Origin of the sequence: Rhodococcus jostii RHA1, from assembly GCF_000014565.1 — a bacterium.
GTDB lineage: Bacteria > Actinomycetota > Actinomycetes > Mycobacteriales > Mycobacteriaceae > Rhodococcus_F > Rhodococcus_F jostii_A.
On the sequence record NC_008268.1, the window covers coordinates 7,510,082 to 7,536,269 of the forward strand.

Annotated in this window: 22 protein-coding genes, 4 pseudogenes and 1 riboswitch; of the genes and pseudogenes, 10 read left to right on the top strand and 16 right to left on the bottom strand. The window is 66.9% G+C overall.

Annotated features, from left to right (window positions below; translation table 11 throughout):
* Positions 1–204: 204 nt before the first annotated feature.
* From RHA1_RS52210 to RHA1_RS34270, 6 genes and pseudogenes are all read left to right on the top strand, one after another.
* Entirely contained in the window at positions 205–483 is a 279-nt protein-coding gene (locus RHA1_RS52210; RefSeq protein WP_011598738.1) for an FAS1-like dehydratase domain-containing protein, read from the top strand.
* Positions 453–635, top strand: coding sequence for a hypothetical protein (locus tag RHA1_RS52975; RefSeq protein WP_272942768.1), 183 nt, complete (start codon positions 453–455; stop codon positions 633–635). The genes RHA1_RS52210 and RHA1_RS52975 overlap by 31 nt, the downstream gene beginning before the upstream one ends.
* A gap of 79 nt (positions 636–714) precedes the next feature.
* A complete protein-coding gene (locus tag RHA1_RS34255; RefSeq protein WP_011598739.1) occupies positions 715–1,182 on the top strand; it encodes a DUF4190 domain-containing protein in 468 nt (155 codons plus the stop codon).
* 552 nt (positions 1,183–1,734) lie between these two features.
* Positions 1,735–2,034, top strand: coding sequence for a hypothetical protein (locus RHA1_RS34260; RefSeq protein WP_011598741.1), 300 nt, complete (start codon positions 1,735–1,737; stop codon positions 2,032–2,034).
* A 701-nt stretch (positions 2,035–2,735) separates the two neighbouring features.
* Positions 2,736–3,026, top strand: a complete 291-nt coding sequence (locus tag RHA1_RS34265; RefSeq protein WP_011598743.1) for a hypothetical protein — start codon at positions 2,736–2,738, stop codon at positions 3,024–3,026.
* A 39-nt stretch (positions 3,027–3,065) separates the two neighbouring features.
* Positions 3,066–3,704, top strand: a pseudogene (locus RHA1_RS34270) (TetR/AcrR family transcriptional regulator).
* Between the two features lie 172 nt (positions 3,705–3,876).
* On the opposite strand, the gene RHA1_RS50730 reads toward RHA1_RS34270, so the two are convergent.
* Together RHA1_RS50730 and RHA1_RS34275 are read right to left on the bottom strand one after the other, a co-directional pair.
* Complete coding sequence (locus tag RHA1_RS50730) at positions 3,877–4,014, bottom strand: hypothetical protein (protein ID WP_157180055.1); 138 nt, start codon at positions 4,012–4,014, stop codon at positions 3,877–3,879.
* A gap of 32 nt (positions 4,015–4,046) precedes the next feature.
* Positions 4,047–4,526 carry an SRPBCC family protein gene (locus RHA1_RS34275; protein WP_011598746.1) on the bottom strand — a complete coding sequence of 160 codons (480 nt, stop codon included), beginning with the start codon at positions 4,524–4,526 and terminating at the stop codon, positions 4,047–4,049.
* Positions 4,527–4,780: 254 nt separating this feature from the next.
* Here RHA1_RS34275 and RHA1_RS50735 point away from each other — a divergent pair, with 254 nt between their 5' ends.
* Complete coding sequence (locus RHA1_RS50735; protein WP_157180056.1) at positions 4,781–4,939, top strand: hypothetical protein; 159 nt, start codon at positions 4,781–4,783, stop codon at positions 4,937–4,939.
* Positions 4,940–4,950: 11 nt separating this feature from the next.
* On the opposite strand, the pseudogene RHA1_RS52215 reads toward RHA1_RS50735, so the two are convergent.
* A pseudogene (locus RHA1_RS52215) lies at positions 4,951–5,342 on the bottom strand (hypothetical protein).
* Between the two features lie 484 nt (positions 5,343–5,826).
* Here RHA1_RS52215 and RHA1_RS49635 point away from each other — a divergent pair.
* Both RHA1_RS49635 and RHA1_RS34290 read left to right on the top strand, forming a co-directional pair.
* Positions 5,827–6,225, top strand: coding sequence for a hypothetical protein (locus RHA1_RS49635; protein WP_148228426.1), 399 nt, complete (start codon positions 5,827–5,829; stop codon positions 6,223–6,225).
* A 436-nt stretch (positions 6,226–6,661) separates the two neighbouring features.
* A riboswitch (cyclic di-AMP (ydaO/yuaA leader) is annotated at positions 6,662–6,875 on the top strand.
* A gap of 8 nt (positions 6,876–6,883) precedes the next feature.
* Positions 6,884–7,465: a transglycosylase family protein gene (locus RHA1_RS34290; protein WP_011598749.1), complete on the top strand. Its 582-nt coding sequence runs from the start codon at positions 6,884–6,886 to the stop codon at positions 7,463–7,465.
* A gap of 112 nt (positions 7,466–7,577) precedes the next feature.
* Here RHA1_RS34290 and RHA1_RS34295 read toward each other — a convergent pair.
* The 12 genes and pseudogenes from RHA1_RS34295 to RHA1_RS34345 form a co-directional block, all read right to left on the bottom strand.
* A pseudogene (locus RHA1_RS34295) lies at positions 7,578–8,659 on the bottom strand (IS630 family transposase).
* Positions 8,660–9,053: 394 nt separating this feature from the next.
* Positions 9,054–10,145 carry a lipase family protein gene (locus RHA1_RS34300; RefSeq protein ID WP_148228427.1) on the bottom strand — a complete coding sequence of 364 codons (1,092 nt, stop codon included), beginning with the start codon at positions 10,143–10,145 and terminating at the stop codon, positions 9,054–9,056.
* A 219-nt stretch (positions 10,146–10,364) separates the two neighbouring features.
* Positions 10,365–11,261, bottom strand: a complete 897-nt coding sequence (locus tag RHA1_RS34305) for a CpsD/CapB family tyrosine-protein kinase (protein WP_011598754.1) — start codon at positions 11,259–11,261, stop codon at positions 10,365–10,367.
* Between the two features lie 329 nt (positions 11,262–11,590).
* A complete protein-coding gene (locus RHA1_RS34310; RefSeq protein ID WP_011598755.1) occupies positions 11,591–11,899 on the bottom strand; it encodes a hypothetical protein in 309 nt (102 codons plus the stop codon).
* Between the two features lie 1,020 nt (positions 11,900–12,919).
* On the bottom strand, positions 12,920–14,341 hold the full coding sequence (locus RHA1_RS34315; RefSeq protein ID WP_011598757.1) for an Hsp70 family protein: 1,422 nt from the start codon (positions 14,339–14,341) through the stop codon (positions 12,920–12,922).
* 14 nt (positions 14,342–14,355) lie between these two features.
* Positions 14,356–15,699, bottom strand: a complete 1,344-nt coding sequence (locus tag RHA1_RS34320) for a TIGR03118 family protein (RefSeq protein WP_011598758.1) — start codon at positions 15,697–15,699, stop codon at positions 14,356–14,358.
* A gap of 124 nt (positions 15,700–15,823) precedes the next feature.
* Positions 15,824–16,279, bottom strand: coding sequence for a hypothetical protein (locus RHA1_RS52220; protein WP_237723785.1), 456 nt, complete (start codon positions 16,277–16,279; stop codon positions 15,824–15,826).
* Between the two features lie 145 nt (positions 16,280–16,424).
* Positions 16,425–16,700, bottom strand: coding sequence for a hypothetical protein (locus RHA1_RS52225; protein WP_237723788.1), 276 nt, complete (start codon positions 16,698–16,700; stop codon positions 16,425–16,427).
* A 560-nt stretch (positions 16,701–17,260) separates the two neighbouring features.
* Positions 17,261–18,301, bottom strand: a complete 1,041-nt coding sequence (locus RHA1_RS34330; RefSeq protein ID WP_011598761.1) for an ABC transporter ATP-binding protein — start codon at positions 18,299–18,301, stop codon at positions 17,261–17,263.
* Positions 18,298–19,812, bottom strand: coding sequence for an ABC transporter permease (locus RHA1_RS34335; RefSeq protein WP_237726988.1), 1,515 nt, complete (start codon positions 19,810–19,812; stop codon positions 18,298–18,300). Before RHA1_RS34335 ends, RHA1_RS34330 begins: the two co-directional genes overlap by 4 nt.
* A 71-nt stretch (positions 19,813–19,883) precedes the next feature.
* Complete coding sequence (locus tag RHA1_RS34340; RefSeq protein WP_011598763.1) at positions 19,884–20,924, bottom strand: iron ABC transporter substrate-binding protein; 1,041 nt, start codon at positions 20,922–20,924, stop codon at positions 19,884–19,886.
* Between the two features lie 267 nt (positions 20,925–21,191).
* The gene (locus RHA1_RS34345; protein WP_011598764.1) at positions 21,192–23,813 is read right to left on the bottom strand and encodes an AMP-binding protein; all 2,622 of its coding nucleotides are present in this window, start codon (positions 23,811–23,813) and stop codon (positions 21,192–21,194) included.
* 401 nt (positions 23,814–24,214) lie between these two features.
* On the opposite strand from RHA1_RS34345, the gene RHA1_RS34350 reads away from it, so the two are divergent.
* Positions 24,215–24,871, top strand: a complete 657-nt coding sequence (locus RHA1_RS34350; protein WP_011598765.1) for a vitamin K epoxide reductase family protein — start codon at positions 24,215–24,217, stop codon at positions 24,869–24,871.
* Between the two features lie 27 nt (positions 24,872–24,898).
* Here the strand turns inward: RHA1_RS34350 and RHA1_RS44770 are convergent.
* Positions 24,899–26,124, bottom strand: a pseudogene (locus RHA1_RS44770) (L,D-transpeptidase).
* Positions 26,125–26,188: the final 64 nt, after the last annotated feature.

The following is a 26,188-nucleotide window of genomic DNA, read 5'->3' on the forward strand; positions in this document are numbered from 1 at the left end:
CATTCCGTCGGGTGTCCCATTCTTAATACTGTGGCGTTGTTGTGTTTCGCACCGCAACACTATTTCCAGACCTGGTCGGTACCCCCCACGGACCCGAAATCCAATCCCCTGCCGGGGTCGCGATCGGTCGTCCCGTGACGCATACGCCGGTAGAGTGCACCCGATTCCGTTGAACCCGATCTGCCCGGTCGTGTCTTCCCTCCTGTGGGTCCGTATCTCGTTGGCAGGGAAAAGGTCCGCGAGTTCGCGCAGTCGGTGTCCACGACCAATGCCATCCACATCGATGTCGATGCCGCCCGCGCCGCCGGCCACCCGGACGTGGTCGCCCCGCCGACGTTCGTCGCGGTGGTGGTCGAACCCGCGGTCGGCCAGCTGCTTGGCAGCCTGGACACCGGGCTGGATCCGGCCCGGTGGTCCACGGGTCGCAGAGCGCGCGGTATCACCGGCACATCGTGGCCGGCGTCGAGCTCACCACCGGCCTGACTGTCACCGCGGTCACCGAGCGTGGCACGCACGCGATCGTCACCACCTCTAGCGACATCCACGACAGTGAGGGGCGCCCGGTCGGAGTCCCGTACTGCCCTGTTCGGCGGTCTCGAGGGCCGCGTGTCCGCGGTGTGCGGGTTCGAACATGAGCGAGCTGGGCATGCCTTGTGGTGGCACATCGTAAGGAATGACCCGCCGGAGGTTGCGGCGAATGACGTGGAGGTAGTGATGAGTGGACCATTGACCAGCCCGGGACGCGGGGACGATCCGCGGCGGGTCGAGCCCGGGGTCGACGACCGCCGTGTCGTGGACGGCCGACCGGTTGGGGTCGAGGAGCGGGTGGTGACCAAGCCCGCGCGCACCAGCGCGGCCGCGGCGTTCGCACTGGCCGTCGGGACTGCCGCGTTCGTGTGTGTGCTGATCGTGATCCTGTCCCCGGTCGGGTTGGTGCTGGGCATCATCGGGTTGATCCTCGGAGTGATCGGTCTGCGGGCGGCCCGCCGGGTGGGGATCACTGGGAAGGGTGTGGCGATCGCTGGTCTGGTACTGAGCGGGTTGGCGATCGTCGTCTCGATTGCGTTTGCCGCCGGCGTGGTCACGGTCCTGAACAACGATTCGGCGGTGGAGCGGATCGAGCAGGAAGTGGACAAGATGCGCGACCAGCTCCCCACGAGTGTCGAGGTCCCGCAACCCTGACACCCCGCACGGATGCCGTTCACCCGACCCGTGGCGTACGGTCCCCGGGGGTGGGGGTTCGGTCATGGGCATGTTTCGGGGCCCCGGTGATCATCCGAGGCCCCGAAACTCTTGGTGTTCTACGTTGTGGTCAGCCGACGCCCAGATCGATCCCGAGCGCGACGCTCAGGAATTTGAGGAATGCGTCGAAAGCCAAACTGAAGTCGATTCCTGCAGAACCCATCGCGGGTCACCTTTCCGTTGAAAGTGGTCGTTTCCCTTTTCGTCCCCCGCCTATTGGGTCTATCGGTGCGGGTACTGCCGAATGTTTCACCTTTTGGGCAATTTCTCGAAAGTTTATTTTGAACAGTCGACCAAAATGCTTTATTTGAACACTCGACCAATTCGCCTGGACCTCCGAACGAGCAGCGATGGGGTAATTTCGGTTTGAGTAGGTGCATTTCGGGGAAATGCGCAGACACCTGTAGAGCGCGTTGTACCGCCGCCCGCGAAGACCATCGCCGGGGCGATCACGGCCGACGCCACGCCGCACGCACTGCCATCTTCCTCGTCATGACTTACTCACCTCATTCAACAATCCCCGACTGCGGACCACGAGCAACGCTCACGAGGCAACCCACCGCGAAAGCGGTGCCGGCGCTGACGACCGGTGCCAAGGGGGAGGTTACGGTCACCGTCCCGCCGGGGGAGAGTTGGACCTGTTTCGGATTCGACTCGGCCTTCACTATCAAGACCGGTGCCTTCCCCGCCGGGATCGGAAAGCTCAGTGGGTTCGCCAATGGCAATGCCACCGTCTTCTGCTTCGGCGGTACGGCGCCGTTCTTCTTCACCGGATCGGTGCCCGTGGCCTGACCAGAACCCCACTCATTGGGGCGAGTGCCCGTGTTGTGCACCCGGCCAAAAGGTGAGAGAAGGGTGGGCGCCGAGGTCGAGGACCAGGCGGGACGCGGCGCAGATCATCGGGTCGCCGCCGACCGTGGTCGGCGAGCGCGTAGGACAGTTTGATGAGCGCTTCGAGTGCGCTCGCCTGTCGTGCCGCGCGATCGGTACAGCCGTGGTCGGGCGAGGTCGCGGTTGGATCGGAAATGGAAGTAGAAGCCGCCCTTGGTGGCGTGCGGAACTCCGGTGATGTCGTGCAGCGCGGCATGGGTATACCCGTGCCGATTGAACTGGTCCGCCGCCCGCGCCAAGAGGGTGGTGCGGCGGGGCCCGTCGTTGCACCTCTCTTTCGCCTATTTTCCTCTGCACGTCGCCGGGGAATTCGCAGGGAAAACACCGGCGCAGCGCCTTGAAATATTTCACGACGCGACACCGGTTGTCATCCACGGCAGCGCCGCGGATATCACCCCGGCAATATCTCCGGCATTGCTGCGTCTGCCGGAGAATCGCGCCGCGTACACCTTCAATTGGACAGGTGGTCAAAAGAGAATTGGACGACTGCTCAAAATAACAAAAATGCCGATCGCGCAACACAGTCAGCCCTACCGGCGATACACGACGCGGAGGCAGAACCGCCGGGTTTGCCGCGAGAGAAGGAAGTTCGAGTTGCCGATATGTCTGTGTTCTGGATGGTCGAGGTCCTGATGGTGACGTTGGCCGTGATTGGTGTGTCGTTGGCCGCGGCGGTGACCGCCGATGCGGTATCGCGGCGCCCCCGCGATACCGTGCGCGAACCGGATCGCGCCGAGGTGGCGGGGGACTCCTCGGCGTCGCCGGTGCTCACCGCCCGCGCGGTGCGCCGGGACCGGGACTGGCACCGGGTTGCGAACCGGGCGTGGACGGTCTGCATCGCCGCCTCCGTGATCGCGGTTACGGCGGTCGGGCTGTTGATCATCGTGGGATAAAGCCCGCGGCCCCGGCCGCGGGGCACTTACGCTCGATCGATGGCGACGAAGTTGCCCGCCGATCAGCGCCGCGCCCAACTTCTGGAGGCAGCGTTGACGATTGCGGCCGAGCAGGGGTGTCGACGCCCTGACCCTGCGCCCCCTCGCCGCAACCGCCGGGGTGTCCCCGGGAATCGTGCACTATCACTTCCACGACAAGGACACCCTCCTCACCCAACTCGGTGAGACCCAGATTCTGCAGGTCAACGAGGGGATGCGGCTGGCATTGGGGAAGTACACCGAACCCGGCGGGCTGACCGGAATCCCGGGTCTCGAGGATCTGCTGCGCGCCGGGATCCGCGGTCTGTGGCCGATCATCCAGGCCACCCCCGACGGCCAGCTGCTGACCTACGAGCTGACCGCCCACGCGCTGCGCCGGCGTAGCGTCGGAAACGTGGCGACCGGGGCGATCGCGCAGCGGCAGTACCGCACCATGGACGCCGAAACGGTAGCGTTCCTCACCCTGTGTGCGAGACCCGGGCCGACGTCACCTGGATCACCCCGGTCGAGCAGGTCGCCCGGCTCGCGCTCACCTGCATGAACGGGGTGGTGCTGCGGTGGCTGATCGACCGGGACAGCGACGCCGCCCTGATCGCCCTCGACGACCTGGTACAGATCCTCACCAGCAAAGCCCGCTGACGGTCGCGGGTTCCTGTCCCTGCGATCGACGCCGGAGTGCCACAGCGCAGCAGGTTGGCGGGAAAAGCCAGGGGTGAGGATGCTCTCGCGCCGGGGCCGCGCGGCCCGAAGAGAGGTGGGTTCGATTGTTCGTCCTCGGTCCACGCGCGGTGACGGCCCTCGGCCGATGGGGTCAGCGGTCGAGGGTCTCGCCGCCTGCGGACAGCCGTCGAGCCGCGGGCAGCGTTCGGGTGGGGTACCCCGAACCGGACGCAGTATGCGCGTCCAGCGGATGGTCGTTTCCCACCACCACATCTTCGCGGCACGGCATCCACCGATAATCCTGGACGGCGGTGCGCGCGGTCAGGACTGGTCGGGAAGTGTGTCGTCGGGGCGGTCGACGTTCCCGCGCCAGGCGCCGGTTTCGGTGCCGCGCGCTTCGATGAACTCCTTGAACTTCGCCATGTCGGACTTCACCCGGTGGGTCAGGACACCAAGCTTGTCGGCGACGCTCTCCACCATTCCGTCCGGATCGATATCCATCTGCGCGGTGACCCGGGTGTGGGTGTCGTCGAGCCGGTGAAAGGTGACCACCCCGGCGTGGTCGGGGCCGACGTCGGACCTCCACGCCACCCGCTCGTCGGGGTGCTGCTCGGTGATCGTGGCGTTGAATTCCCTTCTCTGCCCGGCAATGTCCAACACCCAATGGGTGGTGGTGGAATCGATCTGCCGAACCTCCGTCACCCCCTCCATGAACTGAGGAAACGACTCGAAGTGGGTCCATTGGTCATACGCCACGCGGATCGGGACAGCGACGTCGACTGCTTCGGTGATTGTGCTCATGACTCGACGCTTACCCGCCCATCACCTCTCACACGCAGGGGCCCGCATCCAACAGTGGTCCGCGCAGAGGTCGAGGGCATGCCCACACGAGGTGGCAAGGTTGCTCGTTGTCGTCCCCGATCGGCTTCGGTCTTCACGTACTGACGTTGTTGCTGCCATGCCTTGGAGCTCACGCAGCGCACCAAGAAGGGTCAGCGATGGACCGGGGCACTTGGGGTGGGCATCGGCCGTTGACCTGGGCGTATCGTGAACTGATGAAGATGAAATCCTATCAGCGCACGGTTGCCGACTGGCTCGCCGAGCGGGACGAGCTGGTGGTGGAAATCCTCGAACTCGAGGGCCGGTTGGAAAGAGCCACACGTCGCCTCGAGGAGGTATCCGCCGAGATCGCCTGGCCGGGTGGAGCCCGATGAGCGCAACTCGTTCATAGCGGCGCGTTCGGGAACTTGCGTTCGCGCTGCCGGTGTTGGAAGCGCTCCCGCTGTTCGTCGAGGAGCAGGACCCCTCGGCGTTGGGTCCGGTGAGAGTCCCGGCGATCACGGTCCGGACGAGCAGGGCGTGCCGATCCAGGTCGTCGGCTCGCCGGGCCGCCTCCTCGTCGTCGAGTAGCCGTGCCGCCAGCCGGTCGCAGTCGATGAGGAGTTGCTCGTACGCCAGACGTGTCGAGGCCTGCTCGTCGAGCCGGGACAGCACGACCCATTCCGCCCACTGCAACGGTATGCGGGCCAGATGGTAGTTGAACCGCAGAAGGGCTAGCGCCGGGCCGCGCAAGGTTGTCACGATCGGCGACGCTAGCTGGTGTAGATGAACAATCATGGCCGCACGCGCGGCCTGTCCGGGCGCTGTCCGCGCTCGTGCACGGTGTGGAGTGCGCGGAGCGCGGCTGGTGCGGGGTCGACTCTGATCAACATAAGTGGGGTCCTCTCACGCCCCGCGTACCCACCGTTCGAGGTCTCAGACAGCGATCGGACCCATCGGGTGTCGTGTGCGCACGGTGCCGTGATCGAAGTACCGGCGGGCGGTACGTTCGGCGATGCGCTATCTGCTCCGCTACGGCAGCGACTCGGTCGGTGGGCAGGTCCTCGAGGCGCTTCGCGCGGACGGTCAGATCTATCCGTGCCAGTTCCTCGCCGAGGGTGGGACGGAAGTCGTGCTCGCCCGGCGGTGGTCGCGGCATCGGTGCTCCTGGTCGGAGCGGCGGTGTGTTCCGTGTCGGTGCCTCAAACAGATTTTCTTGCAGCGGATTCGGCGCCACTGCGTAGACTATGACTACGGGTGACGCGCCGCTATTCTGATCCGGTTGCCTGCGGGGTCGGTGATCGTCGCTGTCCCGTCGATGATCGTTTCCCGGGATGATGTCGCGGTGTTCGAGGTCGGCGGGGACACCGTCCATGCCGTCTACCTCGAACGCCACTATGGAGCTGCCGGCGCCGTACGGGTCCAGTGCCAGTTGCAGGGCCGACTTACCGGTGAGCTGCCATTCGGCGAGATCGGGCAGGTGACGGTCGGCAGGTCGGCCGAAAAACGTCGTGTACCAGGCAACGGCGGCCTCAACATCGACGACGGAGACTACTGCGTTTACGCGGCCGGGCTTCATGGACGGTCATCCTCCCCAGCGGGCCCGGAATGCATCGATTCGCCCCTCGACTCCGGTCAGCGCCTCGAGGGGGCGACCGAGTCACCGGCACCGGACGAGTAACAGGCCCACGCGACATCGTCCGCCCGACCTCGGGGAGAAGGCCGAGGCGCACCCTTCTGGTGTCGAGGTCGGTAACCATCGAGGCAAGGGCCTCGTCGCGACACAGCGCTCCGGCCAGCGACTCCCACTCGCAGCCGCGAATCTCGAGATGATCCCCTCTCGCTCATGCGCCCGGGCGAGGACATCGACGACGCACCGGTGATGTGAGCTCCGTCACATCACGGTCCGATAACGGAAGGGAAACGGCTCGGCGACGGGGACGTCTTGTCGCCCCGAGCTGGGAAGAGTCCCTGCGCGCCCAATGAGGCCCCGCAACAGGCGAAGACACTCCGCGTTATCAAATGGTGACACTGCGGCCTCGGCCCGTTACCGTCGTCACCGGCCGAGGAAACATCGGCCACATCCGGCCCGCCGCGCCAAACCTCGTCCCGCGGGTACCGGAGTCCCGACGAAGCATTCCAGGGACGAGGACGGGGGACCCAAAGTCCTCCAGGGAACGCAAGTTCTCAGACGGACACCGGCCCGAATGTGCTTCGCACACTCGGATCTTGGGGTGAAGCCAGACCCTCTCCAGCCAGGAGAGGCGAGGCCGGGCGACCTCTCAGCCCGAACCCGACAGCTGACCTCGCAGGCGCGTGTGGAGAGGATCTCGACCACTATGAGCGGACGCCATCGCAAGCCCACCAACACCGGCCGCACCGTCGCCAAGGTCGCCGTCACCGGCGCCATCATGGGCGTCGCCGGAGCAGCCTTCTCGGGCACCGCGAACGCGGCACCCGACTCCGACTGGGACCGCCTCGCGCAGTGCGAGTCCGGCGGAAACTGGGGAATCAACACCGGAAACGGCTTCCAGGGCGGACTCCAGTTCTCCCCGAGCACCTGGAACGCACACGGTGGAACCCAGTACGCGGCCACCGCCAACCAGGCCTCGCGTGAAGAGCAGATCGTCGTCGCCGAGAAGGTCCTCGACTCCCAGGGCTGGGGCGCATGGCCGTCCTGCTCCTCGAGCCTCGGCCTGAGCAGCGCACCCACCCAGCGCACCGCCCCCGCAACCGTGCCCGAGGCCCCCGCGGCGCCGGCACTCCCCGACCTCACGGGCGGCGTCCCCAGCACCAACGGCACCTCGCAGTACGCCGGTGTCGTCGACAACGCGATCGAGGCCGTCAAGGCTCAGGGCATCGCGATCGATCCCCAGATCCTGCAGCTCATCGACGCGAACAAGGGACTGCTCCCGCAGTAATCCCCCGCGATTCACAGAAGAGGGGCCCTGCACCGATCCGGTGCAGGGCCCCTCTTCTGTCGCCTGGTCGTGAGGGTCAGGTTTTCGGTGGATCTAGTGGTGTGTCTCTGATTTAGCTGATCTTTTCCAGTGCGACGCGGCCGCGCGCAACCTTGGCGAGGATGGATTCGGCGGTCGCGGTCCATTCGTACGGTCGGGGGCTTTCATTGTGGGCATCGAGGTATTCCTCAATGGAGGCGATGAGGTGCGGTACGGAGTGAAAGACCCCGCGCCGCAGAGCTTTATCAGTCAGCTCTCGGAACCAACGTTCGACGAGATTAAGCCACGAGGAGGAGGTGGGAGTGAAGTGCAGGTGGAACCGTGGATGCTTATCGAGCCAAGCCCGGACCTTCTCGTGCTTGTGGGTGGCGTAGTTGTCCAGGATCAGATGGATCTCCAAGTCCTTGGGCACCTCGCGGTCGATGGTGCGCAGAAATCTCAAGAACTCCTGGTGACGGTGGCGCGGCAGGCACTGGCCGATCACCTTGCCGGTAAGGACGTCGAGCGCGGCAAACAAGGTGGTGGTGCCGTGACGCTTGTAGTCGTGGGTCATCGTCTCGCCGCGCCCTTGATCATCGGGAGCGAGGCCTGGGTCCGGTCGAGGGCTTGCACCGACGACTTCTCGTCCGCGCACAACACGATCGCCCGCTCGGGCGGGTTCAGATACAGACCGACGACGTCGACGAGCTTGTCCTCGAATCGCGGATCATTCGACAGTTTGAACGTCTCGACCCTGTGCGGCTTGAGTCCGCGAGCAGACCACACGCGCTGGACGGTGTCCTTGGAGACCCCGACATACTCTGCCATCGTCCGGCAACTCCAATGAGTCTCGCCTTTCGGGCGGTAGTTCTGCGTCAGGTCCACGATCTCCTCGATCTTCTCCTGCGGGATCGAGGGCTTGCGACCACGACCCTTGCGCACCTCACCCAACCGCGCCATGCCGTCCTCGGCGAACCGCACCCGCCAGTTCGCCACCGATCCCGGCGATACCGACAACGCCTGCGCGATAGCAGTGTTAGCCATGCCCTCGGCCGCCATCAACAACGCCTTGGCCCGCACCACCTCCCGATGTGCACCCGACTGCGACCGCGCCAACGACTCGAGTACAACGCGCTGCCCATCGGAAATCTCCAAAGCTGGTACCGGGTTCCTCATGTACGGATTCTATCGAATCGATCAAGAATTATTTGCGAGACACACCACTAGCTCTGGCGCATCGGTTTAGTTCTTACTCGGGGTGATTCGGCCTTCGAACGTGATTGCAAACGCATTGAGAGCCGGCTTCCACCTCGCCACCCGTCATGCTCTTCCCTTGCCCTCGACCAAGTCGACACGCCTGGTGTGATGGTGGATGTCGCCGATCCCTGTTCCCAGGACGGCGCCGCGGACGCCGACAGCTCGGACACCGGCGGCCGGCATTGGCGGCACCCGTTCGGGCACCACACTGATTCCTCCGGTCACCGCCTGGCTCACTGACCGACACGAAAAGGACGGGCGGATCCGGCTCGACCGCTCGGTGGACCGCACATGTCGAGAAATTCTCCCCGGCTCACGGCTGTTCACAGGAGTTCGGCGCCGGCTGTCCGGCGAACTGTGCCTCGATCCAGGGAATGGCGGGGCCCATATCTATTTCGCCGTGCCCCTTGGCAGGATCGAAGATCACAGCGACGGTGTCACCGCGGTCGCATGCTCCGGCGATCGCGCGGGCGGTCCATTCTGGCCGCATGAAGGAATCCGTGCCACCGTAGCCGATCAGCAATGGTGCCGTCGCAACGCTTTTCGGCAATGACATCGCCTCCAGGAGGTCGCGTAACCGTCCGAGTGCTTCGGGTGTGGCGGGTCTGAGGTCGTCGGCGGTGACGGTGCCTGCGATCTGGGCTCGTGTCTCGGCGGTGGGGCCGGAGCAGGACAGCTGAACATCCCAGTTCTGAGCCACCACACCGCGGCGATATTCGTCGAGGTCGAGACCGGGGTGTGATTTCTCGAGCGTGGCGAGCACCCATTGCAGGACCAACACCTGATCGTTGGTCAGGGTGCCGGTGGCCGCGGCGTCGGCCAGTGCGCGCAGGTTCGCCAGGGGCGACATCGCGACGGTCCCCACCAGGTTCAATCCCCGCCCGTACTCGCGGGCAAGTTCGTTTGCGGCCCAGGAGGCCTGGCCGCCCTGGGAGTACCCGAACCCCAACCACCGATCGGATGTGTCGGGAATCATCTGCCGGGCGGCACGAACGGCGTCGATGACGTTGTAGCCCGCGGTGGTTGGGTCGAGATATGGGTGGTAGCCAGGTGCGCCCAATCCCTGGTAGTCGGGAACGGCGACGACGTAACCTCGGCGGAGAAACTCCCCGACCAGCAAGGACGACCCCAGCAGTTGGCTGTCCTTCGAGGGGGCGCATTCCTGCTGGATCCCGGTGGTGCCGTGCGCCAATGCGATCACCGGCCATCCGCCGTCCGGCGCGTGTCCTTGGGGAGCGAACACCGATCCCGTGACCTCGGTAATGGACCCGTCGACGCCGCTCGTCGAGAGGTAGGTTACCCGCGCGGTCAGTGCCGCCAGTTTGGCGATTCGCCGGTCGATGGTGGGCATCTCGACCGCGCGGAGCACCGCCCCCGGTCCGGTGGCGTCCGACGGGATCGGCACGGTGGTTTCCGAGGTGCGACCGGCGTCGTCGGAGTGTCCGGACCCGACTCCGCACCCAGCTATGACCACCGCAGCGGCGACCGCGGCCGCGATTGTGAGGATGCGGGGGCCCGGCGGCTGCTGTGCCTTGTCACCGTTGCGCTCCTCGAGGTGTGACCTCGGCGACCATCATTGGTGTGACCGTCGACGGTGGTGCGCCGGAGGGACCGGGTGGGTGGGTTAGGCGCGGCCGGCATGACGGCTCCGGTGTGTGCGCACCGTCAGGACGCTGCCCAGCAGCCGTGCGGTTATCCCGCGGACGGCAACGGCGGCGTCGACATGGTCTCGATGACCACGCCGACTGCGACCGACCAGCAGCACCCCGTCGCTCAGTGCGGCGAAGCGCAGCGCGGCGCTTCCCCGGAGTACCGGCGGGGTGTCGATGACGATGTAGTCGTGGGCGTCGCGGAGTTGGGTCACGACATCGTCGAGGCCGTCGGACGCCGATAGTGTGCGCAGTTCTGGCGCTGCCGGATCGGTGACGAGTACCTCGACTCCGAGTACCCATATCTGCAGGGAGCTCCAGAGCGTCTCCGGGTCACGGAGCACTGTGGTCAGGTCCGGGGTGGGCGCGAGGCGGAGTTTCGCCGCCAGCGCTGGGGCCTGGAAGTCACCGTCGACGAGCACGACCGTGTGCTCACCCTCGGACAGCGCCAACGCCAGGTTGGCCGCCACTGTGGTCCGTCCATCCTGCGGATCGGCGCTGACGACGGCTACCACCTTCGTCCCGGTTTCGCGGACCTGCACGCACAGCTCGCGGTAGTCCTCGGCCAGCGTCTGGGAGTTGACCGCGATGGTCGACGCCGGCACGGTGCTCATCACTCGGGTGCCCGACGCGATCGCCAGCGTGCGGGGATCTCTGATCCGCCGGTCGAGGACCCCGTACCCCACCGCTACGAGCAGCCCAAGGACCAGTCCGGCGGCCAGGCTCACGAGCACGCGGGCGATGGGCGTCGGTTGCGGTGTCGCTGGGAGGCGTGCGTAGTCGACGACCGTGGCGCCCGCGGAGGTGGTGAGGTAGGCGCCGAGGACGCTGATCAGGGCGACGACGAGGGTGAGAACTATGAGGATGGTCATCAATGAGGCCTCCGACGGTGGGGGATGAACGGGCGGCATCGTCGCGGGTGGGCTCGCAGGACGAATTCGAACGGGCGGTCGGAAAGCTGTCCGAGCGCTGGGAGAACCGGGTTCTCGGCCGCGAGGAGAACCGCCGACGCGCTCGCACCGCTGACCGACACCGGCACCGCCCGAGTGTGCCCGGTCATCGCCGGGAATGTCGGCCCCGACGTTGCTCGTCATCCCCGGCCCGGAACACCTCCGGCCTCCGGATGGGACATGCTCGAGGCGGTGACCGACGAGGTGGGCGACCGTCGGGAGGTCGCCCACCTGCGGGTCGAGTTCGGTGGTTAGTTCTGGAGGATCGTCACCGGCCCCTGGGGCGTGGTGCAGACGGTCGACGGGGTGCTCGTGTTGTCCACCTCGCTGGCGAGGACGTCCAGCGGGCCGACGGTGACACCGCAGACGTTGGCGGCGACTTGGGCCGCGACGCCGACGTTCACGTCCTTCGCGATGGTGATGTTGCCGACGTCCACGTTGACCAGTCCGTCCTGCACGGTGGTCGGGGCGGCGGTGGCCGGGGCGGCGCCGGCGACGAGCAGCGATCCCCCGAAGAACAGTCCTGCTGCGGCGGTCTTCGCCATGGTCATGGTCTTCATCGTTCAACTCCTTGATTTCGGTCGGGTCAAAACCTTCGTGATTGGATGCACAAAACCTTTGCGAGTTGACATATAAAACCTAAAGGCAATTTCGTGGGACTGTCAAATTCTGGTCTCGACCTGGGCCGGAATCGAACCTGTACCAGCGGCCTATTGTGCCCACCGGGATCGCGAATTACCGGCGCCGCGCAGTGCGCGGTCTCGATGTGTGTCCCCTTCTTGGTTTCACATGACCGGTTCATCGATGGCCGGCGCGCGCTCGTTACAACCTCGGACGTCGCGGGCCCGCATATTCGGGGACTATCGCGCCCTCGTGGGAATGGTGCTCGATCTCGGGGATGCAAATCGATTGAAATTGGTTTGAGCAGGCAGAGGCGTCGGTGCCCTCGGTCGACGGCGCTCATCGCCGGCCATTGCGTGATTTGTCTACCTGCGGTTTCAGCGCGATCCGGTGGGCGCGGTCCACGCCTGCTCGGTTGGCGGCGAGTGTGGCTCGGCATATATGGCCGAGGGTTATTGCCTGAGTCCTCAACATTATTTCCAATGCGGGAGCGAAGGGAAATTTCCGGCCCCGGGCATTCGAGTTGAACATGCTGCCAAAATTTTGCGAATTCCCTCGTTCGACCCGATTCTGCAACACCATGGCCGAGTAAAGGTAAGTTTTATTATGTAAGGAAACGGAAGTGGGACAGAAGCTTTTCCGTACGGGCCGCGGCACGCCGTCGACATAACGTCGATTATCGACACTTCGGAAAGGCCCGGGCGCCGGCGATCGGGATTGAGCCAAACTCCGCGAGCGCCCACCGCCAGGCGGCAGTCTCGTCGTCGCCGTGGTCGGCGGCCGCCGCAGCGGCTTCCAGTAGCGGGTGATCGTCGATCTGCGCCTGCGCCGTGGCGAGCGGCAGCAGGGGTCTGATGGCCAGCGGGCGGCGGGGCTGACGAACAGGGCCCGCAAGTTCGATGCCTTGGGCGAGTGCTGCTGGGTCCTGCCCTTCCGTTTGGAACGAGACCTGGGCGAGGTCAGGGGTGGGTGTGAACCTGTGCGTCCGGGTCCGGCGGCGTCGATGGTTCTGTCGGTGCTGGTGGTGTTTCGGTCTCGTTGGGCGGGGTGGTCGGCGGTGGTTCGGTGGTCGGTGGTTCGGTGGGCGGTGTCGATTCGTCGGGGTCCGTCGTCGGTGCCGGTGCCGGTGTCGGTTCGGGTTCGGACGCAGGGATCGGGGAGGGGGACATCGGCTTCCGTGTCGAGGGTTCGATGGTGGTGTCGAGGTCGGCGGGGAAGTCGATGACTGGGTGGGCCGATGTGGTCTGGGTGGGTGGGATGGGCGGGGCGGTGATTGCCACCATGCGGGTAATCGGCGCAACCGGATTTGGTTGGAGGGCAACCGTCGCCGGTGCTGCGGGGACGGTTGCGGCGCTCGCCGAGGGAACGCGTGCCGGCGCAGCGTGTTCGACCAGCCGGAATCCGTGCTGGGACGGGGGTTGGCCTGCCGCTACGGTGTCGTCGGTGCGCGGGGTGGATCCGGCGTTCGTGGCGTACCAGGGCACCGTGAGTGCGGCCGCGGCGAGCACTATCGCCGCGGCGATATGCAGGTGACTGCCCCGGCGTTGTCGAACCGCGTGCCCCGGTGGGACGAGCGGGAGCCGTGAGGTGGCCGCGAGCAGTGCGGCGCCCCGGGCCGCAGCACTCCCCGGATGTGGCGCGCCGATCACCGGTGCGCCCAGGTGCTCGAGTTGCTCCCTCAGCCCGGGGGGCATCTCGGTACCGGTGAGCAGGACGAGGTCCAGATCGGAGGCGTGAAGACCCGCGGCGGCCAAGGCGCCGGCGACGAGTTCGAGCGTCGACGTCGATTCTTCGCGGGCCGGTTGGCCCCGGCGGCTATCGAATTTCGTCGAACGCAGCGGCCGCCCGATGATGGGATCGGGCCCGCTGTCCGTGCCGCCCGCCACGATCGTCAGATCCAGGCCGCCGTCATCGAGATTGCAGACGAGCGTGAATCCGTCGGCGTGGGACCCGTGTTCGGCTTCGAACCAGGCGAGCGCGGCGACGGGTTCGGGGACCAGCCCGACTCGGGCCAGTCCGGCCCGGTCGAGCGCGGCCCGCAGTTCGCGGACGCCGTGGGCGGAGTACACCGCCGGGTGGGCGAGCACGACGGGAGTGTCGTCCGCGGCATCGGTCTCGGCGATCAGACAGTGCGCCGCCGTGGCGACCAGATCCTGCCCGGTATAGCGGTATCCGTCGCCCGCGACGAGCACATCGCCGATACGGTGCGCGAACTCGGAGAGTACGGCGGTGTTGTCCGGTGGATCACCCAGGCGCACGGTCGAGTCCGGTCCGAATATCAGTGTTGCCCGGCGTGTGAGCGCCGACCCGGCATGCTCGTCGGCTGCGGCCGCGGCGACCGCGTGGACGGCCCCGATGCGAAGTCCGAGACCTCGTGTCATGGTGTCGCCCCTGGTCAGTTTGCGGCGCGGAGGCGGCCGAAGACGCCGTCCTTCTCGTCGGCGGGGCCAGCGGTGAAGTAGAGCGAGTTGCTGTCGCCGAGGCTTTCGCCGTTGCCGAACAGCAGTCCCCACAGCCCTTCCACGCCGAGAACCGCACCGGATTCGTCCCGCACGTAGTCGATGAATGCGCCGGTGGTGTCGTCGAACGCGGCGATGCGTCCGGCGCCGCCGAAGTTGCCGACCAGGATGCTGCCGCTGAGCGCGCCGAAGTCCGCGGGGGCGACGGCCACGCCCCACGGTGCGTTGAGGCGGCCTTCGTCGTCGAGCACCCGCACGAGGTTGCCGGCCGCATCGAACTCGGCGATCTTGCCGCGGTCCGGGCGGTCGCCGGCTGCGGCCTCTTGCTCGGCGTCCAGCGAGTCTTCTTCGCCCGCATCGAACTCGGTGCCATCGGCGGAGTCCTCCGCGGCCTTGGTGACGGCGTAGGTGACGAAGACGCGGTCGCCGGCGGTGACGAGGTTGAATGGTGCCGGATCACCCGGCCGTGCCTGTTTGCCCGACCCCGGGTTGGCGGGATCGATCGGGTCACCGGTCGCGAACGGGTTGACGAAACCCTGAGTCGGAACCAGTCGCCAGGACTTGTCGAACTGCCGGATCTGCGGGTTGGCCCCGAAGTCGGCCGCCCACAAGGTGTCGTCACGGCTCGGGGCGAGCGCGAGGCCGAAGAAACTCATCCCCGCCGGGCCGCCGTCGAACATTTGCAGCGCGGGGCCGTCGTGGCGGACGATCCGCCCGTCCACGCCCTGCTCGGTCCAGCCGGCGATGCGACCGGAGTCGGTGGCGAAAAGGAAACGGGAGGACCCGCTGAGCATCTCGGGGTGTCCGTCGACGTCGACGGGTTGTCCGGTGACGACGAAACTGTCGGAGGCCAGGGGTGCGGGGTTGAACGCCACGCCGGTGATCTTCCCGCCGCCGGCGTCGGTGGTGTCCGCGTCGGCGCCGGGGACGGTGACTTCGTGGAGACCGTCTTGGTGCAGTGGACGCAGCGCCGGGTCGGGGGAGGCGTTCACGTCGCCGACGAACTCGAATGAAGTCCCGCCGGCGCCGACCCAGAAGTGTCCGCCGTCGCCCTGGGGCCGGATTGCGACACCCCAGGCGTTCACCATCTCGGGGAACGTGGCGGGTGCGCCGTACGAGTCGTTGCTCGCAACAAGCGTCGTACTGGTGTAACGGTTGCCGGGCAGCGACCCGGTGTCGGTCGCCGGGGCGGCGGGGCTACATCCGGTGACGCCGAGCAGCAGTGCGGCGAGCGGCACCGCGCAGGCCGCGGCGATACCTCGTGGTGTGCGTCGTTGCATGACAGATCCTTTCGAGATGCCGGTGCCACACGCGATCGCGTCGTGACCGGAGAAGGGAGGAGAGGAGAAGGGAGGGGAGGGGAATCGAGAGGCGCAGAGATACCTTCGACGTCGTCGAGGAGTCTCAGTGTTCGGCGTTCCAGAAGCCGATCCACACCGCTATCCACCAGCAGATCTGGGAGATCGATGCGGTGGCCGCGCCCCAGATGGTCAGGGTGGGTGCGAGTGAACCGGTGGCGGCGCGGGCGATACGCTGGCTCAGGATCAGAGCCTGGAGTCCGTTGAGGGTCAGGATCACCACGCAGGCGAGTTTGATCCGGGTCAGGGTTGAGGCGAGATTCGGTTCGAGCAGGGCGCCGCTGGCGACCAGTCCGGCCAGGCCCAGCCAGATCGGCAGGTGCAGGCGGTGTGCTCCCGCGATTGCTTCGGCGAGTGTGGATCTACCGGACACCCACACCAGCACCAGATAGTCGGCGATCAGGACGCCCCCGAACCCGAGCACGAGGGACGCCAGATGCACGAACAGCGCCGCTCGATGCAGCACCGGGTCGACGGTGACGTGTGCCGAGATCCAGAGCACCGCGGTCACTGTCACCGATGCGAGGACGCCGGCAACTGTGATCGCCCACCACGAATCATGCAGGGCTAGTGGTCGATCCGGCTCGCTCGCAAGGATCCGACGGCGGCCCGGGTCGACAGTGCGCGGGGACGGGTGGCCACGGTCCTCACCCCAGATGATCGTGGCAGTCCGGGCCTGCCGCGTCGGAAGGGGGGTCACCGGTGACCGGAGGGTCGGTGCGGTGGGCGACGAGGCCCCGGGGTCGGTGGCCGGCGAGTCGGCGGGGGAGGGGGAAGTGTGCTGCATCGGTGAGTCCGGTCCTGGTGAAGAGTGCGCGAACGGAGATCCGCACCGATTCGGTGCGGTGGGTGGCGCGCGCTGCCCCGGACGCCGTGACCCTGTGGGGAGTGGTGTGCGGTGCTACCGCACGCCTACGGTCCACCACTCGAAGTGTGTGCTTCGCAGGCCTGTTGGGTCCGTCCTCGGCCGGTCAGTGATGTGGGTGTCGCGATTGGATACCGCCCAGGGGCGAACGTGCATGGTCACGACCACTCCTCCCGAACTGTCACAGCCCCTTCACAGGGTGTAGCTAAGGCTGCCCTTTCCTGCTTGGCGATCTAAGTAAAAATGTTTGGGCACCCGAAGTCAATTGATGTGACAGTGCACACACGTCGAGGTCCTATCTGCCCGGTTGCTTTCGGCTGTCCTTTCGGCCCGTGGCGACCTGCCGCGGGGAACAGATTCGGCTTCGAATCGACGGCGCAGAGGGATTCACGATGGCACCACCAGTGCCGCCAGGATCAGCCGGCCATTCGAGGGGTAGGTGTCAGCGATCATCACCAGCGCCCCGACGGCTTCGCCGTCTACACCGGAAACCTGTTCGCGCCCCACGAGTGCTGATCGAGAACACGACACTCTCGCGGCCGCTGCCGGACCTGAATGTTCGGCCCACGTCGCCTCCTCTAGTACCGCGGTCGACCGCCACCCGTGCGGGGCAAGCTTTCACAGGTCGTACGCCACGGCCTTCCCGAGAACGCGGATGCCGACACGGTCGCCGGGGGTCAGGGCGGTGGCGCCGAAGCGGCGCACGGTGACCCGTTCGGGAACCTCCCCGTCCCCGGTGTCGAGGCGGATACCGAGCAACATCTCCGACCCCAGATATTCGACGTCGACGACCGTCCCGGATACACCGGCACCATCCGTGGTCACCTCGATCTGCTCCGGCCGCAACATCACTCGGGCGTTCCCGTGGACGCCGTTCGATGCCACGGTCACGTCGCCGAGGGCGCAGCGGGCCCTGCTGCCCTCGACGCGCGCCGACAACACGACGGCGTCGCCGATGAATTCCGCAGTGGGGACGTCGACAGGGGTGGAATAGATTTCGCGCGGAGTGCCGATCTGGGCGAGCCGGCCCGCACTCATCACCGCAACCCGGTCGGCGAACGACAACGCCTCGGGCTGGTCGTGGGTGACGAGGATGGTGGTGATCGCGGCCTTCGCGAGGACGTCGGCGACGATCCTGCGGGTGTTCGCCCGCAGGCCGGCGTCCAGCGCGGAGAACGGCTCGTCGAGCAGCATGAGTTCGGGTTCCCGGGCCAGCGCCCGCGCAAGTGCCACCCGCTGCTGCTGCCCACCTGAGAGCTGGTCGGGTCGCCGCGCCGCGTACGACGGGTCGAGCGAGACCATCTCGAGTAGCTCGGCGATCCTCGCCGGGGTGCGGGCCCGGCGGGGGAGCCCGAACCCGACGTTGGCGCCGACCGTGGCGTGCGGGAACAGCGCACCGTCCTGGGCGACGTACCCTACCGACCGCCGGTGCGCGGGCGCCCATCCACTGCCCGCGACGACCCGGCCGGCCAGTGCGATGGTGCCGGCGTCCGGCTTCTCGAAACCCGCGACCAGGCGGAGCAGGGTGGTCTTGCCGCAGCCGGACGGTCCGACGATTGCCGTGGTCGATCCCGGCTCGACCGCGAACGCGACCCCGCGGAGGATCGTCGCCCCGCCGAACGACTTGTCGACGCCGTCCACTTCGAGTGCGTATGTCATAGTCCCGCTACCTTTTTCGACTGGGAGAAGAGCACGTACGTCATCGGCAGCGACAGCACGATCATGATCAGCGCGTACGGTGCGGCACCGGCGTAGTCGATCTCGCTGCTGCGCGACCAGAACTGCATGGACAGGGTGCGGGTACCGGTCGGTGCCAGCAGGAGTGTGGCGGTCAGTTCGTTCACGATCCCCAGGAACACCAACGCCCCGCCCGCCGCCGTCGCCGGGGCGGCCAGTGGCAGCGTCACCCGGAAGAAGGCCGACAGCGGCGAGACACCCAGCGACTGCGCCGCCTCCTCCAGCCCGACGGGCGCCTGCGCGAGCCCGGCCCGCAGATTGATCAGCGCGCGCGGCAGGAAGAGCAGCGCGTAGGCCGCGATCACGACGGTGACCGTCTGGTAGAGCGGATGCAGATAGCGGATGGAGACGGTGACCAACGCCAGCGCCACGACGATGCCGGGCAGCGAACTCGAGATGTATGTGCCGCCTTCGAGGACCCGGCTGAATCGTCCGCGATGGCGGATCGAGATCCAGGCGATCGGGAACGCGAGTATACATGTCACGACGGCACCGGCGATGCCGAATCCGAGAGTCTGGACCAGCGCGGAGGCAAGGGCGTCGAACTCCCAGACCGTGCTCCCGCCGATGACGAGCCAGCGCAGGACACTGACCACCGGGACACCGACGGATACCGCGATCAGCACCCCGAGAAACAGCAGCACGATCGGCGAATAACGCCAGCCGAGTTCGGCGGGGACGGCGCGGCGGGCGGCACCCGACCCGATCCGGGCGTACCGGGCGCTGCCGCGGACGACCGATTCGATCACCAGCAGGGTCAGGCACAGCAGCACCAGGACCCCGGCGAGCATGGTCGCCGCGGCTCCGTTGAAGGTGGACTGGTACTGCTCGAAGATCGCCGTCGTGAACGTGTCGAACCGGACGAACACGAAGGCCCCGTATTCGGCGAGAAGGTGCAGCGAAACCAACAGCGCCCCACCCGCGATGGCCAGGCGCAGCTGCGGCACCACGACGCGGAAGAACACCGCCCACGGGCCCACGCCGAGGGCCCGCGCCGATTCCTCGACGGCCGGGTCCAGCCGGCGCAGCGTCGCCGCCGCGGGTATGTAGACGAGCGGGAAATACGACAGGGTCGCGATGAGCACACCACCGTGCAGCCCGCCGAGCGAGGGAATCGCCGTCACCCACGAATAACTGTTCACGAACGCCGGCACGGCCAGGGGCGCCGCGAGAAGCACCGCCCACACCTTCGCCCCGAACACCCGGGTGCGCTCGACGAGCCAGGCGGCCGTGACACCGACGACGACGCAGATCGGCACCGTGACCACGACCAGCATCACGGTGTTGGTGAGCAATTCGCGGACCCGGGGCCGGAACAGCAGTGCCGACGCGGTGTCCCAGCCCGTGTCGACGCTCGCGGCGATCACGTACCCGAGCGGGATGAACGATGCGGCGACCACGATCACCGCGGCAACGGCCAAGGGCAGTGGCATGCCCGGCCGGGCGGTCGGGCGACGCGTCGTGTCCGCGTCCCCCGACCGCACGCGGCCGATCAGTGCGAGATTCAGAGCAAACCGGCTTCCGTCATCAGTTCGGTGACCTGCGGGCTGTTGAGCTTCGCGGGGTCGACCTGCGGGGCCTGGAGTTCGGCGAGGGGAACGAGCTTCGGGTTCGCCGGCACGCCACTGGCCACCGTGTATTCGAACGACGTCCCGGTCTGCAGGACCTCCTGCCCCTTCGGGCCGGTGACGAACTTCAGGAACTGCTGCGCCGCATCCTGGTTCGTGCTGGATTTCAGGACGCCGCCACCGGAGACGCTGACGAACGCACCGGGGTCCTCGTTCTTGAAGTAGTGCAGGGCGACGTTGTTGCTGTTCTCACCGGTCTTGGCCTGATCGCCGAACCAGTAGTAGTGGTAGATGACGCCGCCCGGGATCTCCCCGGCGTTGACAGCCTTCATCACCGTGCCGTTGCCCTTGTAGGTGCGGACGTTGTCCTTCATCCCGGCCAGCCACTGCCGGGTGGCGTCCTCACCCTTGAGCTCGAGCAGGGCGCTGACGATGGCCTGGAAGTCGGCCCCCGAGGGCGAGGCGGCCCAGCGGTCCTTCCATGCGGGGTCCTGCAGGTCGAGCAGCGACTTCGGCAGCTGGTCCTGGGGCAACGTGTCCTTGTTGTATGCGAAGACGGTGGAACGGGCCGCGATGCCGGTCCACTTGCCGCTCGACGGCCGGTACTGGCCCGGAACCTGGTCGAGGACATCCTGGTTCACGTCGGCGAACAGCCCGGCGTTCTCGACCAGCGTCATCGCGGGGGAGTTCTCGGTGAGGAACACATCGGCTGGCGACTGGTCCCCCTCGGCCACGAGTTGGTTGCCGAGCTCGGTGTCGCTGCCGTTGCGCAGTTCCACCTCGATGCCGGTCTCCGCGGTGAAGGCGTCGGCCCATTCCTGGGTGAGCGACTCGTGCTGGGCGTTGTAGACGGTGATCTGGTTGGCTCCGCCGGAGTCGGTGCCGCTGTCCGAACCGGAGTCCGAGCATCCCGACACCGTCATCACCGCGGCGGTGGCCAGTGCCAGCCCCGACATCAGTCCGATCCGCTTCCTCATCGTTCGTCCGTCCTCTTCCGCAGCGGGACCTGTCCCTGCTGTCTCCAGGAAAATGATGCTACTTGCAGGATTGGCAAACCTAACCATCCGGACTTTGGTGGACCGTGGTGACAGGTGGTGTGGGCGTGTCCGGGTCAGGAGGGTAGGGAAGATCGGAGGCGATCACCCACACCGGGACAGCCAATCAACGCCCGAAACCGATACCCGGACACCGTCGACGGTGCGCCGCGAGTATCACCCCACCCCGCGGTCCGGACCTGCCTGTGATCAACGCGACTGTCGGTTGGCAGTCACTCGGCCTGGTACCGCGACACGCGGGACCGAACCAAAGGGCGATACGGTCCGGATCCGATCAGTTTCCGAAGCCACGGCACCGGGCCGTCGACACAGGACGAGGACGAATGTCACCGCCTGCCAGTAGAGAATGCCGACCAAAATCGACAGAGCCAGCGCCAACCAGGGATGGTCGGCGCGCAGCGGCAGATACACCTGGAAGTGCGTGAGGTAGATGTACAGGGATGCGCTCGCCAACACCCCTGCGACACGGCTCAGCATGGTGGGGCAGGGGACAGATCTGAGCCACACCAGCAGGCAGAGCCCGCCGATGACGATGATTTCCCGCCGAGTCTCGCCGAAGAAGAACCCGGGAATGGTAGCCACGATCACCGAGGTGACGCAGAGGCGATGCCACACGGTCGTCGCCTTGGCGGCGGCCCAACCGAGGGCGAACAGCCAGAAGACCACCGACGCGGTCAGGATGCGATTGCGCCCGTCGTCGACGTCGACCAGTCCGTACCGGGTGAGCAGGCCGAGGGCCACGAACCCCATCGCGAACCAGAACGAGTGCCTGCGCTCGATGCGGTCGAGGAGCGGGATGTACAGCAGGGCGGCGACGACGAGCACGATGTACACGATCGCCTCGACGAACCAGTATCTCCACTCGACGGACCAGCCGTCCGGACCGAGAATTCCGTTGAGCAAGAACGCACTGGTGATGCGGTAGTCCCCGGTCACGGCGATGACCGACCCGATCCACACCATGCTGGGAACGGCGATCCGGGCGACGCTCCCTATTGTGTGGCGGACACGTTCGGTCCGTTCGGCCGTACCGAGGTGGAATCGGGCGAAGTTGTAGCCGGCGATCCCGAGGAGCACATGCGCTCCGCCGAGCACCGTGAACAGGTGAATGTGCGAGCCTGCAATCAGAACGATCGCGACCGCGCGGAGCAGGACATTGGTTTCGACTGTCCGCCACCGGCGGCGCAGCCGCGGAGCCGGCACGAAATCCCCGATGGGGGTCGTATGCCAGTTCTCGGGGAGGTAGCCGAGCGTCTTCTCGAGATGCAGGGACATCCGTACATAGGACAGGGAGTCTCCGCCCAGGCTCACGAACGAGCTGTCGTCGGTGACGTGTGGGCAGCGGAGGATGTCGGCATACAGCGCCCGTACGGCGTTGGTGTCGGGGCCTGTCCGCGATCTCTCGACACGCGGGGGCTCGTATCCGTGGGCCAACTCGGCCACGGCGCGGAGGTCGGGTTTGCCGGTGGAGGTCCGCGGAATCTCGTCGACGAGGCACACACGCACCGCCCCCAGCGGAAGACCGCAGGCCCGCGCGGTCGCGCGCCGGACCCCGTCCACGTCGCCGCCGTCCTGGATCGCCACGATCAACTCGTCCGCACCGCCCGCGCAGCACACCGTCAGCCCGTGCAGCGACAGTGCCGACTCGACTTGCTGTAGGTCGATCCGCAGTCCGAAAACCTTGACGAATCGGCTGCGGCGGCCGACCACCTCGTACCCGGCACTAGTCTGCCGGGCGAGGTCACCGGTCCGCAGTTCGCCGCCGAGGTCGTCACCGAGACGCAGGTCGTCGGGGGTGTGCGCGTAGCCGAGCATCACGTTCGGTCCCGCGTAGATCAGTTCACCGGTGCCGTCCGGGGCGTCGGAGACCGGTTCGAGCCGGAAGGATCCGCCGGGGATCGGCCGTCCGATCGTGTGCGGGTGGGTGGCGGCGAGTTGCGGTGGCAAGTACGCCATCCGGGCGGTCGCCTCCGTCTGCCCGTACATGACGAACAAATCCCAGCCCCGGCGTTGTCCCAGTTCCGCATAGGCTCGGACGCGGTCCGGTGCCAGCCGCCCGCCGGCCTGGGTGATGTACCGCAGGTCGGGCAGATTCATGTCGTCGAACCCGATCCGGTCGAGGAGATCGAAGGTATAGGGCACGCCCGCAAACGTGGTGCCGTGGTGGGTCCGGACGAGGTCCCAGAAGCCGGCGTCGGTGACCGAGAGATTCGTGAGGACCAAGGCGGCGCCGCGTGCGAGGTGGCTGTGGATGACCGACAACCCGTAGCAGTAGTGCATGGGCAGCGTCGTCACAGCGCGGTCGGTGTCGCGGATGTCGAGGTATTCCGCGATCGACTCGGTATTGGTCTGCACGTTGCGGTGCGAGAGACGGACGAGCTTCGGTGAACCCGTCGATCCGGAGGTGCTCAGCAGCAGTGCGAGGTCGGGGTGCAGCAGGTGCGCGGAGCCCTCACGCTGCTCCTCGACCCCCGTGTGCCCGTTGGCGCTGCGCACCACCACGTCGGGTCGATACGCGGCGATCAGGCCGTCGAGGCTGTCGGGATTGTCGCCCGGTGCCAGCAGCACCGGATGCCCGGCGAACAGGGCAGCCAGGTAGGTGACGATCAGATCGGCCTCGTTGGTGCCGCCGACCAGGACCAGACGCCGGGTCCCGCCGAGCTGTGAGGCCACCTGCTCGACACGATCCGCCAGGTCGCGGTAAGTGACCGAATCGGCCGATGTGATCAGTGCTGGGGCGTCACCGAATCCTCCCAACGCGCGCGCGAAGCGCACACCGGGGTGCTCTACGTGGAAGGACGAGCTAGACACCGACTGAGTCTATAAGGCATGCCGTACCTAACACGCCTGGTGGGGGCGCGCGAATCATCGCGGCGTGGTGGTGGTGCAGGCGTTGCTGCTGCTGTTCATCGCGGCCGCATCGGCTCCACCCTGGGCCGCTGTCCCGAGGGCCACACCGGCCGCCCCCGCGCCGGACTGATGGCCTCGATTCCGGCGGACCTAGCCGGAACCGTGGCCGCGACCCCGTGACCCCAGCCCTCCTGGTCCGTTTTGCTGAATGCTGCGGCTGGTCGCCCTCTGTGGTGCGCGCGCTACCCTCGACCGCGTCCGTGTCGCGCCACCCGACGGCGAGGCGGTCGGGGCCATGTGCCCCGATGTTCTTCGTCACCGGGGGAGCGGATCGAACCTCACCCGTTATCAGGATCTGACCGATGCTCTCGACGCCGCCGTCTTCCGTCCACCCTGCCGATCCGGCTGCACCGTTCGCCGGCGAGGCCGGCGACGCCGCACCGTTCGTCCGGTCGCTGCCGTGGTTGCTGCTGGTCGGTGGGCTCCTCGGTCTGGTGGCCGCGTTCGCGCTCACCGTCGAGAAGTTCGCGCTCGCCGCCGACGCCACCTACATCCCCTCGTGCAGCATCAACACGGTGGTGAACTGCGGCTCGGTGATGGGCACCGCGCAGGCGTCGGTGTTCGGATTCCCCAACTCATTGCTCGGCATCGCCGGGTTCGCCGTCGTCGCCGCGACCGGCGCCGGGCTTCTTGCCGGTGCCAGATTCGCCCGGTGGTTTTGGCTGGGCTTGCAGGTCGGGGTCACCGCCGCGGTGGCATTCGTGCACTGGCTGATCGTTCAGAGCCTCTACGAGATCGGGGCGCTGTGCCCGTACTGCATGGTGGTGTGGGCGGTGACGATCCCGATCTTCTGGTACGTCACCCTGCGTAACCTGCACCACGGCGTCTTCACCCGCCCGGTGGATGCGGCGGTGGTGACCGCGAGGGGCAACCACCTTCTGCCGATCACGGCGTGGGTGCTGGGGGTGGCCGGACTGGTCGCGTACCGATTCTCGTCGTCCTGGTCCACCCTGCTCTAACCACCTACGGCGTGTCCGGGAGGCGCATCATCCCAGGGCGCTGCCGGCCAGCCATTGCTCCCACGGCACGCTCCAGTCCCCGTTCTGCCACAGCTCGAGCGGTGCGCCGCCGGTACCCCGAACTTCGACGATGTCGCCGGGGACGGAGAAGTCGTAGAACCAGCGGGCGTTGTCGGGGCTGAGGTTCAGACAGCCGTGCGAGACGTTGGTGTTGCCCTGCGCCCAGATGGTGTCGGCGAGTTCGTGCAGGTAAATGCCGTCGTTGCTGATGCGGGTGGCGAAATTGATCGACTCCTTGTACCCGAGCCGAGAATTGACCGGCAACCCGTACGTGGAGGAATCCATGATGACCGGGTTGGCCTTGTCGATGACGGTGTAGATGCCCGGCTGGGTCCAGAACGAGAGGGTCTGACCACCCACGACTTCGGTGCCGCCCCGGCCCATCGACGTCGGCATCGTGCGGACGAGCTCCCCGTTGTCGAACACGGCTACTTCCTTGGTGTTGTCGTCGGCGACGGAGATGTGGGCGTCGCCGATGGTGAACGAGGCGCTCGCGTCCTCCTGGCCGAACAGGCCCTCGCCGAGGGAACCCCGTACACGTTCGCGTGGACAGTGACCCTCGTACCGGGGGCGTAGTAGTTCTGGGGACGCCAGTGCACGTTCTGATCGTCCGCCCAGTACCAGGACCCCGTGACCGGAGGGATGGTCTCGACGCTCAGCGCCCGTTCAGCGGCGGCCCGGTCGGTGATCGGCTCATCGAAGTGGGTGACGGCGACGATGCCGACCCCGAAGGTGCCGCCATCGGTGAGGAGGTTACCGCCGGAGGTGACGAAAGTGGCTTTCGTCTGGTTGCCGGGCCGCACGGTGGAGAACGTGCTGGTGCGTTCGCTGCGGGCGCCCTCGTCGCCCACCGCGGTGACCACGAGGGTGTAGGTCCTGTTGTAGCCGAGCGGCGCCCCGGGTTTCCAGGCGAGCCGGTCCGGGGTGACGATGCCGTCGATGACCTTGCCCTCGTCGTTGGTCATCGTCACCGATTCGAGCGTGCCGCCCTCGGTCCCGACCGACACCGGATCGAGAGGATTGACCGCAGTCGCACCGTCGGCGGGGACCACGGTGATCGGCGGTCCGGCCGAAGGCTGCTTGGTGGTCGATGTGGACGGTGTCGAGGCGGGTGCACACGCGGCCAGGACGGCGGTGCACAGCGCCAGGACGACCAGAAGCGTTGTCAGGCAGCGGGAGCGGGAGGCGCGCATGGATCCTCGATACCTGTTGATACGGCACGGCACTCGACGACCGGGGCGTCGAGTGCCGTGTAGT

Excerpts from the sequence above, each read along its gene's own strand:
- RHA1_RS34255 (WP_011598739.1), top strand. The coding sequence starts at position 715 with ATGAGTGGACCATTGACCAGCCCGGGACGCGGGGACGATCCGCGGCGG.
- RHA1_RS34260 (WP_011598741.1), top strand. The coding sequence starts at position 1,735 with ATGACTTACTCACCTCATTCAACAATCCCCGACTGCGGACCACGAGCA.
- RHA1_RS34265 (WP_011598743.1), top strand. The coding sequence starts at position 2,736 with ATGTCTGTGTTCTGGATGGTCGAGGTCCTGATGGTGACGTTGGCCGTG.
- RHA1_RS50730 (WP_157180055.1), bottom strand. The coding sequence starts at position 4,014 with ATGCCGTGCCGCGAAGATGTGGTGGTGGGAAACGACCATCCGCTGGAC.
- RHA1_RS34275 (WP_011598746.1), bottom strand. The coding sequence starts at position 4,526 with ATGAGCACAATCACCGAAGCAGTCGACGTCGCTGTCCCGATCCGCGTG.
- RHA1_RS50735 (WP_157180056.1), top strand. The coding sequence starts at position 4,781 with ATGAAGATGAAATCCTATCAGCGCACGGTTGCCGACTGGCTCGCCGAG.
- RHA1_RS34290 (WP_011598749.1), top strand. The coding sequence starts at position 6,884 with ATGAGCGGACGCCATCGCAAGCCCACCAACACCGGCCGCACCGTCGCC.
- RHA1_RS34305 (WP_011598754.1), bottom strand. The coding sequence starts at position 11,261 with ATGACCATCCTCATAGTTCTCACCCTCGTCGTCGCCCTGATCAGCGTC.
- RHA1_RS34310 (WP_011598755.1), bottom strand. The coding sequence starts at position 11,899 with ATGAAGACCATGACCATGGCGAAGACCGCCGCAGCAGGACTGTTCTTC.
- RHA1_RS34315 (WP_011598757.1), bottom strand. The coding sequence starts at position 14,341 with ATGACACGAGGTCTCGGACTTCGCATCGGGGCCGTCCACGCGGTCGCC.
- RHA1_RS34320 (WP_011598758.1), bottom strand. The coding sequence starts at position 15,699 with ATGCAACGACGCACACCACGAGGTATCGCCGCGGCCTGCGCGGTGCCG.
- RHA1_RS34330 (WP_011598761.1), bottom strand. The coding sequence starts at position 18,301 with ATGACATACGCACTCGAAGTGGACGGCGTCGACAAGTCGTTCGGCGGG.
- RHA1_RS34335 (WP_237726988.1), bottom strand. The coding sequence starts at position 19,812 with ATGCCACTGCCCTTGGCCGTTGCCGCGGTGATCGTGGTCGCCGCATCG.
- RHA1_RS34340 (WP_011598763.1), bottom strand. The coding sequence starts at position 20,924 with ATGAGGAAGCGGATCGGACTGATGTCGGGGCTGGCACTGGCCACCGCC.
- RHA1_RS34350 (WP_011598765.1), top strand. The coding sequence starts at position 24,215 with ATGCTCTCGACGCCGCCGTCTTCCGTCCACCCTGCCGATCCGGCTGCA.